This window comes from Paralysiella testudinis (genome assembly GCF_016894345.1).
GTDB lineage: Bacteria > Pseudomonadota > Gammaproteobacteria > Burkholderiales > Neisseriaceae > Paralysiella > Paralysiella testudinis.
This window is the reverse complement of sequence record NZ_CP069798.1, coordinates 27,334-44,762: the sequence shown is the minus strand read 5'-3', so window position 1 is coordinate 44,762 and position 17,429 is coordinate 27,334. Positions and strand designations below refer to the sequence as shown.

Genomic DNA, 17,429 nt, shown 5'->3' with positions numbered 1-17,429 from the left:
CACCAATGATAGCGAAAAAGACAATATGGGTCAAATTGCAACACATAGACACATAAAAACACAGAATGAACTGTCTAAAAGATGAAACACATGGCGATATTGGATTTAATTTTTATTACCCAAACCCTAGGCCTGCCGCCCCCAGCAGCCAACGCCGCTGTGGGCAAAATCACCACCGACAGCCGTGCCGCCACTGCCGGCGATGTGTTTGTGGCGCTGGCGGGTGAGAAACACGACGGCCATGATTTTGTGGTGCAGGTATTGCAGCAGGGCGCTTATGCGCTGGTGTCGCGTGCCGATTGCGCTCATCTTCCGGGCTGTCTGAACGTGGCCGATACCTTAGCCGCCCTGCAAACGTTGGCGCAGGCGTGGCGTTTGCACATCAATCCGCGGGTGTTCGGCATTACCGGCTCTTCCGGTAAAACCACGGTAAAGGAAATGCTGGCTGCGGTGTTGCGCCAGCATGCAGGTGATGACGCGGTGCTGGCTACCGCAGGCAATTTCAACAACCACATCGGCCTGCCGCTCACGCTGTTGCAGCTAAAGCCGCAGCATCGCTTTGCGGTGATTGAAATGGGCATGAACCATTTTGGCGAGCTGGCGCTGCTCACCCGTTTGGCACGCCCCGATTGGGCGCTGGTAAACAATGCTTTGCGCGCGCATGTGGGCTGTGGCTTTGACGGCGTGGCCGATATTGCCCGTGCCAAAAGCGAAATTTACCAAGGGCTGCCTGAAAACGGCATCGGCTTTATTCCATGTGAAGATGCCGAAGCTGCTGTGTTTCAGGCAGCCTTGCAGGGCAAACAGCAGCGCACCTTTGGCGTGAGTAGCGGTGATGTATATGCGTCGGATATGGTATTGAAGCCATTGGGTGTGGATTTTGTGCTGCATGCCGCCGGTGTGGCGCAGCCGGTGCAGCTGCCGGTGCCGGGCCGCCACAATGTACACAATGCCGTGGCCGCTGCCGCGCTGGCATTGGCCGCCGAAGTGCCGGGCGATACCATTGCGCAGGCCTTGGCCGGGTTTGCCAATATCAAAGGGCGTTTGCAGCAAAAGCGCAGCGCCGCCGGTGCTTTGCTGATTGACGACAGCTACAACGCCAACCCCGATTCGTTTAAAGCCGCCATTGACGTGCTGGCGGCGCAGCCCGCACCGCGCGTATTGGTGATGGGGGCGATTGGCGAATTGGGTGCGGATGCGCCTCAATTACATGCCGAAGTGGGCGCGTATGCGCGCGCCCGTGGTATTGAGCATGCGCTGTTTACGGGTGCCGATGCGCGTTTTGCCGCTGAGGCGTATGGCCAACCGCAGGCGTTTTTTGAACAAAAAGACGCGCTGGCTGCCGCTGCGCAGGCGCTGGATCAAGCACAGGCTAGCTTTTTGGTGAAAGGCTCGCGCTTTATGCAGATGGAAACGGTGGTGGCGGCCTTGCAATCTGCGCCGGACATAAGCAAAGCATAAACACAAACACCACAGAAATCGGTAAAATAAGCCCTTTTTGTGTTTTCAGGCTGCCTGAAAGGCGGTGTGAAGAAAATTAATCCATCTCAGGCTGCCTGAAAGCGGTATTGATATCACCCCCAAACAATCAAATCAAGCGTGGCCAAGCCGCGCCTTAAGGAACCACAACCATGCTGTTATGGTTAGCAGAACTTTTCAACCACTGGATCAGCGGCTTTAATCTGTTTCAGTACACCACTTTCCGTGCGGTGATGGCCGCACTCACTTCGCTGGTGTTCAGCCTGCTGTTGGGGCCGTGGACCATCCGCAAACTCACTGAATTAAAAGTAGGGCAGGCGGTGCGCCACGATGGCCCGCAAACCCATTTAATCAAAACCGGCACCCCCACCATGGGCGGCACATTGATTTTGATGGCGATTACTGTGTCTACGCTGCTGTGGGCCAATCTGGCCAATGCCTATGTGTGGATTTTGCTCGGCGTGTTGTTGGGCACCGGCGCCTTAGGCTTTTACGACGACTGGAAAAAAGTGGTCTATAAAGACCCCAACGGCGTGTCGGCACGTTTCAAAATGGCTTGGCAGTCGGCCATTGCCTTGGCGGCCGGTGTGTTTTTGTTTTACAGCGCCCACTTGCCTTCGGCCACCGAATTTATCGTGCCGTTTTTCAAGCAAATCGCCTATCCCTTGGGTGGCATCGGCTTTGTGATTCTGACCTATTTGGTGATTGTGGGTACATCTAATGCGGTGAACCTTACCGACGGCTTGGATGGTTTGGCGGCGTTTCCGGTGGTGCTGGTGGCCGGCGGCTTGGCTATTTTTGCCTACGCCAGCGGCCATGCTCAGTTTGCCCAATATTTGCAACTGCCGCATGTGGTGGGTGCCAATGAAGTGGTGGTGTTTTGCGCGGCTTTGTGCGGCGCTTGTTTGGGCTTTTTGTGGTTCAACGCCTATCCGGCGCAGGTGTTTATGGGCGATGTGGGTGCGCTGGCGTTGGGCGCGGCCTTGGGCGCGGTGGCGGTGATTGTGCGCCAAGAAATTGTGCTGTTTATTATGGGCGGCCTGTTTGTGGTGGAGGCGTTGTCGGTGATGCTGCAAGTGGGCTCTTACAAAACACGCAAAAAACGCATTTTCCTGATGGCACCCATCCACCACCATTTCGAGCAAAAAGGCTGGAAAGAAACCCAGGTGGTGGTGCGTTTTTGGATTATCACCATTGTGTTGGTGCTGATTGGGCTGGCCTCGCTGAAAATCCGCTAAGGTTTCAGGCAGCCTGAATGATTGTTGGAGCAAATCTAATGGAAGACAAAATACAATCTTTCCGCCAGCCCTTGGTTACCGCTACCGGTATTTTGTTGGGCTTTATCCTGAATTTTATGTCGTCTTGGGTGAAGTCGGACGTGCCGTTGGGTGATGTTTTAGCCTATGTTGTTGGTTTGTGCATGATAACGGGCATTACCTGCCTGATTAGTGTTTTGTATCGGGTGTTGCGGATGAATTATCCGCGCGAGCAGGGCGAGCAATACTATCAGCGTACGCTGCGGGTGTTTATGTTTGGCGTGTGCGTGGCGTTTGCGGGGGTATTTATCGATGCCACGCTGAATTTTTGGGCTGCCTGAACCCTAAATCATGAAATCGCTCTTTCATTGAGCTTAATTTAAAAGAAATGCCTATCATGAATATCAATCGACGCCGTTTTCTCTGCCAAAGCATGCTGTTGGGCGGCGGCCTAATGTTGGGTGCGGGTGCGTGTTCGGCACAGCCCGCCGCCGGCGCGGCATCTGGTGCAGGCGGTGCGCAAGCGAAGCCTTCCGGCTGGTTGATGCCCGATGAAGACGCCTCGCATATCCGCACTTGGATGGCATTTGGCGCCTCGCAGAAGATTTGGGGACGCAAGCTGCTGCCTGAAGTGCGTCGCAATCTGGCCTTGATTGCCAACACCATTGCCGAATTCGAGCCGGTGCACATGTTGGTGCGCGCGGAAGAAGAAGCCATTGCCCGCAAACTGGTGAGCGACAAAGTGCGCCTGATTCCGGCCGGGCTAGACGACTTATGGATGCGCGACACCAGCTGCGTGTTTGTGAAAAACGCCGCCGGCGAACGGGCGGGCGTGAACTTTAATTTCAACGGTTGGGGCGGTAAACAGGCATCGCGGCAAGATGCCAAAGTGGCGGCCTTGGTGGCCAAAGAAGCCGGTGTGCCCTTGCTGAGCACCGATTGGGTGTTGGAGGGCGGCTGTATTGAAGTGAACGGCCACGGCTTGGCGGTGATGACCGAAAGCTGCATCCTCAACGACAACCGCAACCCCGGTCGCAGTAAAGCCGAATTTGCCGCCGCTATACAGCCTTTGCTCGGCATCGAAAAAATTATTTGGCTGCCCGGCGTGAAAGGGCGCGACATCACCGACGGCCACATCGATTTTTACGCCCGCTTTGCTGGTAAAAACACCGTGCTGGCCGGTTTGGACAACGACCCGTCTTCATACGATTACGACATCACCCGCCAGCATCTGAAGCTGTTGCAAGCGGCCACCAATCTGCAAGGCCAGCCTTTGCAGGTAGAAACTTTAACCGCACCCACCAATTTGCGCCCGGCCTATCTAAACGATGAATTTGCCGCTGGCTATATCGGTTTTTATGTGTGCAACGGCGCGGTGATTGCGCAGGAATTTGGTGACGAAAAAGCGGATGCAGCCGCCAAAGCGGTGTTGCAGCAAGCCTATCCGGGGCGTGAAATCATCATGCTCAATGTAGACGGCATTGCTGCAGGTGGCGGCAGCATCCATTGCACCACCCAGCAAGAAATCGCCTGAATAAATAGGTATTAAGCACGAGAGAAACATCAGTTTATGGATTGGCATAACAAACGCGTTTTGGTGGTGGGCTTGGGCGGCACAGGTGTGTCGCTGCTGGCGTTTTTAAGCCGGGCAGGTGCCGAAGTGGCCGCCTATGATGCCAAGGCAGACGAGGTGCGCGCTGCCGATTTGCGCCAGCGTTTTGGTGCGGCGGTGTTTTCAGGTAGCCTAGCCGATGTCATCAGCCCCGATTTTGACGTGCTGGCGGTTAGCCCCGGCATCTCAGTGCGTCAGCCCGAAATCGCTGCCTTTAAAGCGGCGGGCGGGCAAGTGCTGGGCGATGTGCAGATTTTGGCCGATTTGCTTGCGGGCAGCGGCAGCAAGGTGATTGCGATTACCGGCGCCAACGGCAAAACCACTGTTACCAGTTTGGTGGGCTTTTTGTGTCAGCGCTGCGGATTGGATACCGTGGTGGCGGGTAATATCGGCACACCGGTGCTGGAAGCGTGGCTGGCACGCGAAGGCAAGCCGGCGCATGTGTGGGTGCTGGAGCTGTCCAGCTTCCAGCTCGAAACCACGCCTTGGTTAAATGCCAGTGCCGCCACGGTGCTGAATATTTCTGAAGACCATCTAGACCGCTACGACGACTTACTCGACTACGCTCACGCCAAAGACCGCATTTTCCGCGGCCAAGCGGTGCAGGTGCTCAATGCCGACGATGTTTTCTGTCGCGCCATGCAGCGTGCAGGGCGGCCGGTAAAGTGGTTTTCACTGCAACAGCCTGCCGATTATTGGCTCAATAACGGCGTGCTCAGCGCCGGTGATGCGCCCTTAATCAGCCAAAGCGCCTTGCCCTTGCAAGGCAGCCACAACGCCGCCAATGTGCTGGTGGCGCTGGCCTTGTGCGAAGCCATCGGCCTGCCGCGCGCCGAGCTGCTGCAATATGTCGGCCAATTTGAAGGCTTGCCGCATCGGGTACAAAAAGTGTCCGAAATCAATGGCGTGAGCTATATCGACGACTCCAAAGGCACTAATGTGGGTGCCACTTGCGCCGCACTTACCGGCTTGGATGCACCGATTGTGCTGATTGCCGGGGGCTTGGGCAAGGGGCAGGATTTTACGCCGCTGCGCGCCGCCTTGCAGGGCAAAGCCCGCGCGGTATTGTTGATTGGCGCGGATGCTGCACTTATTGAGGCGGCGGTGGGCGATTTGGCGGTGCCGGTAGAGCATTGCGCCAGCCTAGAAGCCGCCACCGCACGGGCAGCAGCACTGGCGCAGCCGGGCGATATGGTTCTGCTCAGCCCGGCTTGCGCCAGCTTTGATATGTTCCGTGGTTATGCCCATCGTGCCGAAGTGTTTGTGGCGGCGGTGCGGGCTTTGGCAGGGGAGCGCCATGCTGATTAGCGAATCGAAACTCTTGGATCGCAAGCTGCTGCGCCGTGGCCACACCTATGATGTGTCGCTGCTGTGGATGATTGTGTTGATGGCGGCCTTTAGTTTGATGATGGTGTATTCCGCTTCGATTGCCTATGCCGGGCACGATGGCGGCAGCAAGTATTTTTACCTGTCTCGCCAAGCATCGTTTATCGCGGCGGGCGGGCTGTTTGCTTGGTTGGCGGCCAAAATGCCGTTGTCGTTTTGGAAGAAAATCACGCCGCTGATTTTGTTTGGCAGCTTGCTGCTGTTGCTGGCGGTGCTGTTTGTGGGGCGGGAAATCAATGGTGCCAAGCGCTGGATTCATGTGGGGCCGATTAACTTGCAGCCCACCGAGATATTCAAGCTGGCGGTGATTCTGTATTTATCCAGCTTTTTTACCCGCCGTGCCGAGATACTCAAGCAGTTTAAAAAAGTATGGTTTGTCGGTATCCCGGTGGGTGCGGGTTTGTATTTAATCATGCTGGAGCCGGATTTCGGCTCGTTTGTGGTGGTGTCGGTGGTGGCGGTGAGTTTGCTGTTTTTGGCCGGCTTGCCGTTTCGCTGGTTTATTGCTGTGGTGGCCATCGGCTTGGCTGCTATGGTGCTGCTGGTGTTGATTGAGCCTTACCGTGTGGCGCGGGTAACCGCGTTTTTAGACCCGTGGCAAGACCCGTTGGGCAAGGGCTATCAGCTCACCCATTCGCTGATGGCGATGGGGCGCGGCGGCTGGCTGGGTGTGGGCTTGGGTGCCAGCTTGGAAAAACGCTTTTACCTGCCTGAAGCGCACACCGATTTTATTTTGGCGGTGATTGGCGAGGAATTCGGTTTTGTGGGCGTGTTGGTGCTGATTTTTTGCTATGTGTGGCTGGTGTTGCGCGCGTTTTCCATCGGTAAGCAGGCGCGTGATTTGGAGCTGTTTTTTGGCGCGTTTGTGGCCAAAGGCATCGGCATGTGGCTGGGTATTCAGAGCTTTTTTAATATCGGCGTGAACATCGGCTTGCTGCCCACCAAGGGGCTTACCCTGCCGCTGATGTCTTACGGTGGCTCGGCGGTGATGGTGATGCTGCTGTGCATGGGTTTGCTGATGCGGGTGGATTATGAAAACCGCCGCGTGATGCGGGGGTTTAAGGTTTAGTTTGTTTTATAGTGAATTAAATTTGAACCAATACTGTGTTGCCTCGCCTTGCCGTACTATCTGTACTGTCTGCTGCTTGTCGCCTTGTCTTGATTCAAATTTAATCCACTATGACACTTCAAGGCTGCCTGAAAGACAGCCGCAAGCACAACAGGCGGTAATATGAGCGGTAAAACCTTTATGCTGATGGCCGGCGGCACCGGCGGCCATATTTTCCCGGCGCTGGCGGTGGCGCAGGCTTTGCAGGCACGCGGCCACCATGTGGTGTGGCTGGGCAGTGAGGGCGCGATGGAAATGCGCATCGTGCCGCAATACGGCATCCATCTGGAAACACTGGCCATCAAAGGCGTGCGCGGCAACGGCCTCAAACGCAAGCTGGCCTTGCCGTTTACCTTGCTCAAAACCATTCAGGCCGCGCGCGCCATCATCAAAAAACAGCGGGTGGCGGCGGTCATCGGTTTTGGCGGTTTTGTGACCTTTCCCGGCGGTGTGGCCGCCAAATTGGCGGGCATCCCGCTGCTGATTCACGAGCAAAATGCGGTGCCCGGTTTGGCCAATAAAGTATTGTCGCGCTGGGCGCAGCGGGTGTTGTATGCGTTTCCCAAGGTATTTGCCGATGAAAGCGGCTGGGTGGGCAACCCTGTGCGTGCCGATATTGCCGCCTTGCCTGCGCCTGCTGAGCGCTTTGGCGCACGTTCAGGCAGCCTGAATATCTTGGTGGTGGGCGGCAGCCTTGGCGCCGATGCGCTCAACCAAACCGTACCGGCGGCCTTGGCTTTGCTGCCGCCAAACCGGCAAGTACAAATAAGCCACCAATCCGGCCGCAACAAGCTGGCGGCGTTGCAGGCAGCCTATGCCGACCGTGGCTTAGCAGCCGATTGTGTGGAATTTATCGACGACATGGTATCGGCCTACCGCGCAGCCGATGTGGTGATTTGCCGCGCCGGTGCGCTCACCATTGCCGAGCTCACCGCCGCCGGTATCGGCGCTTTGCTGGTGCCTTACCCGCATGCGGTAGACGACCACCAAACCGCCAATGCCCGCTTTATGGTGAAAGCCGATGCCGGGCTGCTGCTGCCGCAGGCTGAGTTGAGCGCCGAAAAACTGGCCGCCGTATTGGCCGGGCTTAGCCGCGAACAATGCCTGCTGTGGGCCGAAAACGCCCGCACTCTGGCCATGCCCGACAGCGCCGATAGGGTAGCGCAAATAGCCATTGCGGCCTTGAAATCCAATGCCTAAAAGGCTGCCTGAAACCCGAAAAACCCTTTCAGGCAGCCTAAAAACAGATTAAAAACCAAAGACAAATCCATTATGAAAAACCGCATCAAACACATTCATTTTGTTGGCATCGGCGGCACCGGTATGTGCGGCATTGCCGAAGTGCTGCACAACCAAGGCTACCGCATTTCCGGCTCCGATATGTCGGCCAATGCCGCCACCCGCCATTTGCAAGACATCGGCGTGGCGGTGTACCAAGGCCATGCTGCAGAGCATATTGCCGGTGCCGATGTGGTGGTGACTTCCACCGCGGTTAAAAAAGACAACCCCGAAGTGGCCGCCGCACAAATCCATAAAATCCCGGTGATCCCGCGTGCGATGATGCTGGCCGAAATCATGCGTTTTGGTAACGGCATTGCCATTGCCGGCACCCACGGCAAAACCACCACCACCAGCCTCACCGCTGCGGTGCTGGCGGCGGCGGATTTGGATCCCACTTTTGTGATTGGCGGGCGACTCACCGCCGCGGGCAGCAATGCCAAACTGGGCACCGGCCAATATATTGTGGCCGAAGCCGATGAGTCGGACGCTTCTTTTCTCTACCTCACGCCCTTGTTTACCGTGGTCACCAATATCGACACCGACCACATGGAAACCTACGACCACAGTGTAGACAAGCTGCATCAGGCGTTTGTGGACTTTGTGCACCGCATGCCGTTTTACGGCAAAGCGTTTTTGTGCATCGACAGCGAGCATGTGCGCGCCATTTTGCCCAAAATCAACAAACCGTTTGTTACCTACGGCTTGGATGCCGAGGCGGATCTTTATGCCACCGATTTGCAAGCGGTGGGCGCGGCCATGCGCTTTACCGTACACACGCGCAAAAAAGGCATTGCCCCGTTTGAAGTGTTGGTGAACATGCCCGGCCGCCACAATGTGCTTAATGCGCTGGCGGTGATTGGCGTGGCGCTGGAATGCGCGGTGCCGGTGGCGGCCATTCAGGCGGGCTTAAGCGGCTTTAGCGGCGTGGGGCGGCGTTTTCAGAGTTATGGCAACATCACGCTGCCTGAAAACCGCGGCAGCGCCTTGCTGATTGACGACTACGGCCACCATCCGGTGGAAATGGCCGCCACCTTGGCCGCCACCCGTGGCGCTTACCCGCAACGCCGCCTGGTATTGGCGTTCCAGCCGCACCGCTACAGCCGCACCAAAGATTTGTTTGAAGACTTTGTGGCCGTGCTCAACCAAACCGATGCGCTGGTGCTCACCGAAGTGTATGCCGCCGGTGAAGCGCCGATTGTGGCCGCCGACAGCAAAGCACTCAGCCGCGCGGTGCGCGTGCATGGTAAAGTGGAGCCTTTGTATGTGGAAGACGTGGCCGCTTTGCCGCAAACCTTATTGAATATACTGCAAGACGGCGACGTGGTGCTGACCATGGGTGCAGGCAGCATCAGCGCCGTGCCCAAGCAGTTGTTGGCTTTGGTTTGAATAAGGCTGCCTGAAAGCCTGTTTTACTTTATATCCAAAATAAAGGAGAACCCCATGAGCGCCACCATCCATGCCGACAGCCGCACCCGCGCCCAAGCATTTTGGCAGGAATGGCAGGCAGCAGAAGCCCGCCTGGCCGCACAAAGCCCGCAAATCTTGGTGGAAGAAGGCAATGAGTTGCTGAGAAAACACCTCGACGATGTGGTGCTGGAGCTGGAGGGCGATGCCGATAAAGCCACCTTGATATTCAGTGCCAACGGCATTGTGGCCGGTTTTCCCCATGTGCAGGCGCTGGTGGACACTGCCACCCCTGAGCGTTATGCCGTGAGCGCGTTCAGGCAGCGTTTGCCGCGCGAATCGATGGATCGGTTCGGCTTCCGTATGAACGGGCTGGAATTGAATGCCGCCGATGTGAAAGTGCTGCCCGGCACCGCCGATTTCCGCATTGATTTGGTGCTGGCGTTTACAGTGCCGTTTGCCGAGGAACAGCGCGAGCAGGCGCAGCACATGGCCTTTATTATGCTCGACCATATTTTGGGCGAATGGGATTTTGCGGTCAAAATTGCGGCGGTGGATTTTGCCGATGCCGTTCCGGCAAACGCCATTGCGCTCAGCGATTTGCCTGCCGTGGTGGATACACTGTGGCGCGATGAATTGGCGCACAGCGGCCTGTATCCGCCGCCGGAAGACGAATGCGAATTTGAAATGGCACAATGCGAGGAAAGCGAACAGCAAGACGCGTTGATTTTTACCCGCAACCGCAGCGCCGCCAGCGTGTTGGGTCGGGCCGATATGGGCTGGTGCATTATTATTGACACTGAGCTGGACAGCCAAGAAGATGTGGATGCCGCGCGCGAGCTGGAAGATGCTTTTTTCCAGCGCATGGCCATCGGCCAGCAAGGCGTGGGGGTGTTGAGCGTGGTCAACCTCAGCCGCGGCGTGCGTTCGGTGTATGCCTATTGCGGCGATGCCGCTTGGGGCGAAGCGCAGGCTCAAACCAGCGTGGCCGAATTCGGGCAAATCAACAGCCACGTGCGGACAGATTATGATCCCACTTGGGGCTGGTATCGGTTTTAAAAATGGGCTTTAGGCTGCCTGAAATGCATAAATGGATTGCCGAGGAAGTAGGTCGGATTCAAGAATTCGACAGCGGATTAACCTAACAGCAATAAATGAAACAATGGAAACAGCAATGAATAATTTCGGTAAAGTGGCGGTGCTGATGGGCGGTTTTTCCGCCGAGCGTGCAGTGTCGTTGAACAGCGGCGCTGCGATTTTGGCGGCGCTGCAAAGCCGCGGTGTGGATGCCCACGCCTTCGACCCGGCAGAACAACCTTTGCAAAACCTGAAAACCGAAGGCTTTCAGGCAGCCTTTAATATCCTGCACGGCACCTACGGTGAAGACGGCGTGGTGCAGGGCGCGCTGGAAGCCTTGGGCATCCCCTACACCGGCTGCGGCGTACTTGCCAGCGCCATCGGCATGGACAAATTCCGCACCCGCTTGGTGTGGGCCGGTTTCAATCTGCCCAATGTGCCGTATGCGGTGCTGCATGAAGATACCGATTTTGCCGCGGTAGAAGCCGAACTGGGCTTGCCCTTGTTTGTCAAACCCGCAGCCGAGGGCAGCAGTGTAGGGGTGAAGAAAATCAAACAGCCGGGCGAATTGGCGGCCGCCTATCAGGAATTAAAGCAATACCACGGCGAAGTGCTGGCCGAAAAAAGCATTAATGGCGGCGAATACACCTGCGCCGTGCTCGGCAATCGCGCCTTGCCCAGCATCCGCATTATTCCGGCCACCGAATTTTACGATTACGAAGCCAAATACCACCGTGATGACACGGTTTATTTGTGCCCGTCGGACTTACCTGCCGAGCAAGAAGCGCAAATGCGTGATTTAACCCTCAAAGCTTTTGCAGCCGTGGGCGGCAAGGGCTGGGGGCGGGTAGACTTCTTGCGCGGCGAAGACGGTGCGCTTTATTTGCTCGAAGTGAATACCGTGCCGGGCATGACCAGCCATAGCCTGGTGCCCAAAGCCGCTGCACAAGTGGGGCTAGATTTTGCCGATTTATGCATGGAAATTTTAAGCCATGCGACTGTGGGATAACGCCGCCGCGCTTAAGCGGCTGTATCGCTGGCTGTATGCTTGTGTGATACTGTGCCTATTGGCGGCGGGCGGGGTGTGGCTGGTGAATTCGCCTTATTTCCCCATCAAGCAAGTGCAGTTGGCGCAGCCCTTGGTGCGGGTTTCTGCCCAGCAGGTGCAGGCGGTGGCGCAGCAGCATTTACACGGCAATATTTTTAAGGCCGATGTGAATGCAGCGCAAACGGCCTTGGCCGCGCTGCCGTGGGTGGGCAAGGCGCAGGTAAAACGCATCTGGCCGGACACCGTGGAAGTGTCGCTCACCGAGCGCGTACCGGTGGCCCATTGGGATGATCAGCAGCTGGTAGACAGCAACGGCGAACTCTTTAGCGCCCAAACCAGCGAAACCTTGCCGCAATTTGTGGCCGAAATCACCGATGTGCACGCCCGCGTGCCGCCATTGATGGTGGCCAAGTTGTCCGGCTTTCAGGCAGCCTTGCGCCCCACCGGCTTACATATTGCCAAGCTGCATTACAGCGCCCGCTCGGCGTGGACGCTGGAATTGGACAACGGCATCACCGTGCGCCTAGGGCGCGAAAACGAAGCCGAACGGCTCAAGCATTTTGTGTGGGCGTGGCCGCAGGTACTGCAGGCACAGGCTGCCGACATCAGCTATGTGGATATGCGCTACAAAGATGGATTTGCGCTGCGTCGCCGCGGTGAGGCCGCAGTGGCAGGCGCAGCAACAACAGAATAAATACTGGCTTAAATGGAAAAATCATGGTTAAAAACAAAAAATACATCAGTGCATTAGACATCGGCACTTCTAAAGTCATCGCCCTGATTGGCGAAGTGCAAGACGACAACGACATCCACATCATCGGCCTGGGCGAAACCCCTTCGCGCGGGCTGAAAGCGGGGATGGTCACCAATATCGAAACCACCGCCCAAGCGATTAAAGTGGCCATGGACGAGGCGCAGCTGATGGCCGACGCGCATGTAGACAGCGTTACTACCGGTATTGCCGGGAACCATATCCGCAGCCTCAACTCACAAGGCGTGGTGAAGATTAAAGACGGCGAAGTTACTCAGGCCGATATCGACCGCGCGGTGGAAACCGCCAAGGCTGTTAACATTCCGCCGGATCACGATATTTTGCACACCGTGGTGCAGGAATTTATTATCGACAACCAGCCCGGCGTAAAAGAACCCATCGGCATGAGCGGCATGCGCTTGGATACGCGCATCCACATCATCACCGGCGCAGTTACCGCCATGCAAAACATCCAAAAATGCGTTAACCGCTGTGGCTTGCACATCGAGCACATGATTTTGCAGCCCTTGGCCAGCGGCCAAGCGGTGCTCACCGAAGACGAAAAAGAATTGGGCGTGTGCGTCATCGACATCGGCGGCGGCACCACCGATATTGCGGTGTATACCAACGGTGCCATCCGCCACACCGCCGTGATTCCGGTGGCCGGCGATTTGATTACCAAAGACTTGGCGCAAGCCCTGCGCACCCCGCACAGCGCCGCCGAATACATCAAAATCCACCACGGCGTGGCATTGGCCACCATGGACGGCTTGGACGACATGATTGAGGTGCCCAGCGTGGGCGACCGCAGCCCGCGCCAAATTTCCCGCCGTGTACTGGCCAGCGTAATTGGCCCGCGGGTAGAGGAAATTTTGGAATTGGTATTAAACGAATTGCGCCGCTCCGGCTTTCCTGAAGAAGTGCTCACCTCCGGCGTGGTGCTTACCGGCGGCGCTTCCTTGCTCACCGGCATGGTGGACTTGGCCGAAGACGTCTTCAACCTGCCCGCACGCATTGGCGTGCCGCAGGAAATGGGCGGCGTGTCCGAGCGCATCCGCAATCCGCGCTTTGCCACCGCCATCGGCTTGTTACAGGCCGCCCGTGGCGATGATGGCCGGGCGGGCATGCCGGTACATGCGGCCGAACCCAAAGCGTCGGTACTGAAAAAATTGCAGGAATGGTTTAAAAACAATTTCTGATTTAATTGCGAAAACGGTAGGTAAACCTTTGCCAGTGCTGTCTGAAAGCCCTATAATCCCCGCAGACACAAAGCACAGCCCGGCCGCAAAGACATGGCTTTAAGGAGAGAATATATGCAATTGGTTTATGATGTGGTGGAAGCAGCGGCAAGCCCTGCGGTAATTAAAGTGATCGGCATTGGCGGCGGTGGCTGTAATGCGATTAACAATATGATTTTAAATGCAGTGCAAGGGGTTGAATTTATCAGCGCCAACACCGATGCACAGTCTTTGCAGGGCAACCAAGCACCCAAGCGTATCCAATTGGGCACCAATTTAACCAAAGGCCTCGGCGCCGGCGCCAATCCGGAAGTAGGTCGCAATGCGGCGATGGAAGACCGCGAAGCCATTACCGATGCCTTGCGCGGTGCCAATATGGTGTTTATCACCACCGGCATGGGCGGCGGTACCGGCACCGGCGCAGCGCCCGTAGTGGCTGAAATCGCCCGCGATATGGGTATTCTCACCGTGGCGGTGGTGACCCGCCCGTTTGAACATGAAGGCAAACGCATCCAGATTGCCAAAGAAGGTTTGGAGGCATTGAAAAATGCTGTTGATTCGCTGATTGTGATTCCCAACGACAAGCTGATGACAGCACTGGGCGAAGACGTCACTGTACGCGAAGCCTTCCGCGCGGCCGACAATGTGCTGCGCAATGCCGTGGCCGGGATTTCCGAAGTGGTGACCAGCCCCGGCATCATCAACTTGGACTTTGCCGACGTGCGCAATGTGATGGGCATTATGGGCATGGCCATGATGGGCTCCGGCAGTGCGCATGGTGTAGACCGCGCCCGTATCGCCACCGAAGCCGCCATTGCCAGCCCCTTGCTTGATGACGTAACGCTTGATGGCGCACGCGGCGTGCTGGTGAACATCACCACCGCACCGGGCTGCCTGAAAATGTCGGAATACAAGGAAATCATGACTGTGGTGGGCGAATATGCCCATCCGGACGCCGAGCGCAAATACGGCACTGCCGAAGACGAAAGCATGGACGAGAGCGACATCCGCGTGACCATTATCGCCACCGGCTTGCATGAGCAGCACAAAGCTGCGCCGCAAAACCACAATTTGCGCATGGTGAAAACCCAGCAGGCCACCGGCACCGATGGCGGCTTTCCCGATATCGACAGCGTGATTCGCTCCGGCCGCAGCGCCCGTAGTTTGAATTTGGCGGCGTCTGATTTTGCCAATCAATCGGTATTGGATGATTTTGAAATTCCGGCCGTTATCCGCCGCCAAGCGGATTAAGCCAATGCGCCTTCATCAACCTGCCCGGCCTCCGGGCAGGTTTTTTGTTGTCTGCTGTTATTTTGTTTATAAATTCCTTTACAATAGTCTTTTGTTTTCAGGCAGCCTTATTCAGGTGTCAGGAATCAGGTTTCAGAAATCAGGCGTAGGCCTGCAATTCATCGCCATGCCTGATTCCCGATGCCTGGCACCTGAATTCTGACACCCCAACTTTGATGGTTATGAACGAACACACCGATACCCTCGCCGTGCTTGGCGACGACCACTTATTGCTCGGCCAATATGCCGAGCGCGCCTATCTCGAATACGCCATGAGCGTGGTGAAAGGCCGTGCTTTGCCGGATGTGGCCGACGGCCAGAAGCCGGTGCAGCGGCGCATCCTATATGCCATGAAAGACATGGGCTTAAGCCCCAATGCCAAGCCGGTGAAGTCGGCGAGGGTGGTGGGTGAAATTTTGGGTAAATATCATCCTCACGGCGATGCTTCCGCCTACGATGCCATGGTGCGCATGGCGCAAGACTTTACCCTGCGCTACCCCTTAATCGACGGCGTGGGCAATTTCGGCTCGCGCGATGGCGACGGCGCGGCGGCGATGCGCTATACCGAAGCGCGGCTCACCCCGTTGGCCGAATTGCTGCTGTCGGAAATCGACATGGGTACGGTGGATTTTGTGCCCAATTACGACGGTGCGTTTGAAGAGCCCACCGTGCTGCCCGCCCGTTTGCCGATGGTGTTGCTCAACGGCGCTTCCGGCATTGCGGTGGGCATGGCCACTGAGATTCCCTCGCACAACTTGGCCGAAGTCACCGCCGCTGCGATTGCATTGCTGAAAAAGCCGGGGCTGGATACCGCCGCGCTGATGGAATACATCCAAGGGCCGGATTTTGCCGGCGGCGGCCAGATTATCACCCCGCGCGCCGATTTGCTGGCGATTTATGCGGCCGGCCGTGGCAGCGTGCGGGTGCGCGCACGTTATGAAGTGGAAAAACTGGCGCGTGGGCAGTGGCGGGTGGTGGTGCGTGAATTGCCGCCGGGTACTTCGGCGCAAAAAATCCTCGCCAGCATTGAAGAGCAAACCAATCCCAAGCCCAAGGCGGGCAAGAAAACCCTGAGCCAAGAGCAGCAAAACACCCGCGCGCTGATGTTGTCGCTGCTGGAGCGTGTGCGCGACGAATCCGACAGCGAAGCACCGGTGCGGCTGGTGTTCGAGCCCAAATCCAGCCGCATCGACCCCGATGAATTTATGAATACGCTGATGGCGCAAACCGGGCTGGAAGGCAATGTATCGCTCAATCTGGTGATGATGGGGCGCGACAACCGCCCGGCGCAGAAAAATCTGGCCACTATCTTGCAGGAATGGCTGGACTTCCGCGTGCACACCGTTACCCGCCGCTTGCAACACCGTTTGTCACAAGTAGAAAAGCGCATTCATATTTTAGCAGGGCGGATGACGGCGTTTTTACATATCGATGAGGTGATTCGGGTGATCCGCGAGTCGGACGAGCCCAAGCCGGAATTGATGGCGGCTTTTGCCCTAAGTGAAACCCAGGCCGAAGATATTTTGGAAATCCGCTTACGCCAGCTGGCGCGGTTGGAGTGGATTAAGCTGGAAACCGAGCTGAATAAGTTGCAAGAGGAGCGCGACGGCCTCAACCATTTGCTGCAAGATGAAGGCGCCAAAAAACGCCAAATCATCAAAGAAATGCAGGCTGATGCCAAACAATTCGGCGATGCGCGCCGCACCTTGATTGAAGAAGCCGAGCGCGCCGCACTCACCCAAACCACTGCCGATGAGCCGATTACGCTGATTTTGTCGCAACAAGGCTGGCTACGCGCGCGCGCCGGACACAATCTGGATTTGAGCCAAACTGCGTATAAAGAAGGCGATGCCGAGCAGCAAGTGCTGGAAGGACGCACGGTGTGGCCGCTGGTGGTGCTCGATTCGCATGGCCGCACCTACACCATTGATGCGGCGGAAATCCCCGGTGGCCGTGGCGACGGTGTGCCGGTGGCGTCGCTGATTGGATTGCCCGTGGGCGCCAAAATCGTGGCCTTGATGACGGGGCTGCCTGAACAACATTATCTGTTGGCCCACAGCGGCGGCTACGGCTTTGTGGCGCGGCTGGCCGATATGCTGGGGCGGGTGAAGGCGGGTAAAGTGGTGGTCACGCTGAACGCCGCCGAGCAATTGCTGCCGCCCGTGCCGCTGGCCGCGGCATGGCTGGCCGCGGACAGTGGCGTGCATTTGCTGCTGGCTTCCAGCGAGCAGCGTTTGTTGGCATTTGATTTGAGCGAATTGAAAGTAATGGCCAAAGGCCGCGGCCTGCAATTGATGAATTTGGCCGACGGCAGCCATTTGGCGCATGTACTGGTAACGGCGGCGGCACGATTTGTGGTAAGCAGCCAAGGCAAGCGTGGCGGTGAATACCGCGACATCCTGCGCGTGCAGGATATCCGCCATAAACGCGGCCACAAAGGCAAGCCGCTCAACCTTTCAGGCAGCCTAAGCGGCTTGGCAGAGGCCGATGGAGACTGAT

14 protein-coding genes are annotated in these 17,429 nt (G+C 57.0%); all 14 read left to right on the top strand.

Annotated features, from left to right (window positions below; genetic code table 11):
• The first annotated feature begins 90 nt into the window (after window positions 1–90).
• The 14 genes from JQU52_RS00185 to parC all read left to right on the top strand — a co-directional run bounded on the left by JQU52_RS00185 (window position 91) and on the right by parC (window position 17,428).
• Window positions 91–1,461, top strand: coding sequence for a UDP-N-acetylmuramoyl-tripeptide--D-alanyl-D-alanine ligase (locus JQU52_RS00185; RefSeq protein WP_230340611.1), 1,371 nt, complete (start codon window positions 91–93; stop codon window positions 1,459–1,461).
• A 170-nt stretch (window positions 1,462–1,631) separates the two neighbouring features.
• The gene (gene mraY, locus JQU52_RS00180; protein ID WP_230339208.1) at window positions 1,632–2,717 is read left to right on the top strand and encodes a phospho-N-acetylmuramoyl-pentapeptide-transferase; all 1,086 of its coding nucleotides are present in this window, start codon (window positions 1,632–1,634) and stop codon (window positions 2,715–2,717) included.
• Between the two features lie 17 nt (window positions 2,718–2,734).
• Window positions 2,735–3,076 carry a hypothetical protein gene (locus JQU52_RS00175; RefSeq protein WP_230339207.1) on the top strand — a complete coding sequence of 114 codons (342 nt, stop codon included), beginning with the start codon at window positions 2,735–2,737 and terminating at the stop codon, window positions 3,074–3,076.
• Between the two features lie 56 nt (window positions 3,077–3,132).
• The gene (locus tag JQU52_RS00170; protein WP_230339206.1) at window positions 3,133–4,269 is read left to right on the top strand and encodes an agmatine deiminase family protein; all 1,137 of its coding nucleotides are present in this window, start codon (window positions 3,133–3,135) and stop codon (window positions 4,267–4,269) included.
• A gap of 36 nt (window positions 4,270–4,305) precedes the next feature.
• Entirely contained in the window at window positions 4,306–5,655 is a 1,350-nt protein-coding gene (gene murD / locus JQU52_RS00165) for a UDP-N-acetylmuramoyl-L-alanine--D-glutamate ligase (RefSeq protein WP_230339205.1), read from the top strand.
• Complete coding sequence (gene ftsW / locus JQU52_RS00160) at window positions 5,648–6,802, top strand: putative lipid II flippase FtsW (RefSeq protein WP_230340610.1); 1,155 nt, start codon at window positions 5,648–5,650, stop codon at window positions 6,800–6,802. The genes murD and ftsW overlap by 8 nt, the downstream gene beginning before the upstream one ends.
• Window positions 6,803–6,964: 162 nt before the next feature.
• Window positions 6,965–8,041, top strand: a complete 1,077-nt coding sequence (murG, locus tag JQU52_RS00155; protein ID WP_230339204.1) for an undecaprenyldiphospho-muramoylpentapeptide beta-N-acetylglucosaminyltransferase — start codon at window positions 6,965–6,967, stop codon at window positions 8,039–8,041.
• Between the two features lie 69 nt (window positions 8,042–8,110).
• The gene (murC, locus tag JQU52_RS00150; RefSeq protein ID WP_230340609.1) at window positions 8,111–9,508 is read left to right on the top strand and encodes a UDP-N-acetylmuramate--L-alanine ligase; all 1,398 of its coding nucleotides are present in this window, start codon (window positions 8,111–8,113) and stop codon (window positions 9,506–9,508) included.
• Window positions 9,509–9,562: 54 nt separating this feature from the next.
• Window positions 9,563–10,585: a hypothetical protein gene (locus tag JQU52_RS00145; protein ID WP_230339203.1), complete on the top strand. Its 1,023-nt coding sequence runs from the start codon at window positions 9,563–9,565 to the stop codon at window positions 10,583–10,585.
• A gap of 115 nt (window positions 10,586–10,700) precedes the next feature.
• The gene (locus tag JQU52_RS00140; protein WP_230339202.1) at window positions 10,701–11,612 is read left to right on the top strand and encodes a D-alanine--D-alanine ligase; all 912 of its coding nucleotides are present in this window, start codon (window positions 10,701–10,703) and stop codon (window positions 11,610–11,612) included.
• A complete protein-coding gene (locus JQU52_RS00135) occupies window positions 11,596–12,345 on the top strand; it encodes a cell division protein FtsQ/DivIB (RefSeq protein ID WP_230339201.1) in 750 nt (249 codons plus the stop codon). Before JQU52_RS00140 ends, JQU52_RS00135 begins: the two co-directional genes overlap by 17 nt.
• Before the next feature lie 23 nt (window positions 12,346–12,368).
• Complete coding sequence (gene ftsA / locus JQU52_RS00130) at window positions 12,369–13,601, top strand: cell division protein FtsA (protein ID WP_230339200.1); 1,233 nt, start codon at window positions 12,369–12,371, stop codon at window positions 13,599–13,601.
• A gap of 114 nt (window positions 13,602–13,715) precedes the next feature.
• The gene (gene ftsZ / locus JQU52_RS00125; RefSeq protein ID WP_230339199.1) at window positions 13,716–14,891 is read left to right on the top strand and encodes a cell division protein FtsZ; all 1,176 of its coding nucleotides are present in this window, start codon (window positions 13,716–13,718) and stop codon (window positions 14,889–14,891) included.
• Between the two features lie 221 nt (window positions 14,892–15,112).
• Window positions 15,113–17,428 (top strand): DNA topoisomerase IV subunit A, encoded by a 2,316-nt coding sequence (gene parC, locus JQU52_RS00120; RefSeq protein WP_230339198.1) that lies wholly within the window; start codon window positions 15,113–15,115, stop codon window positions 17,426–17,428.
• The last annotated feature ends 1 nt before the right edge of the window (window position 17,429 follow it).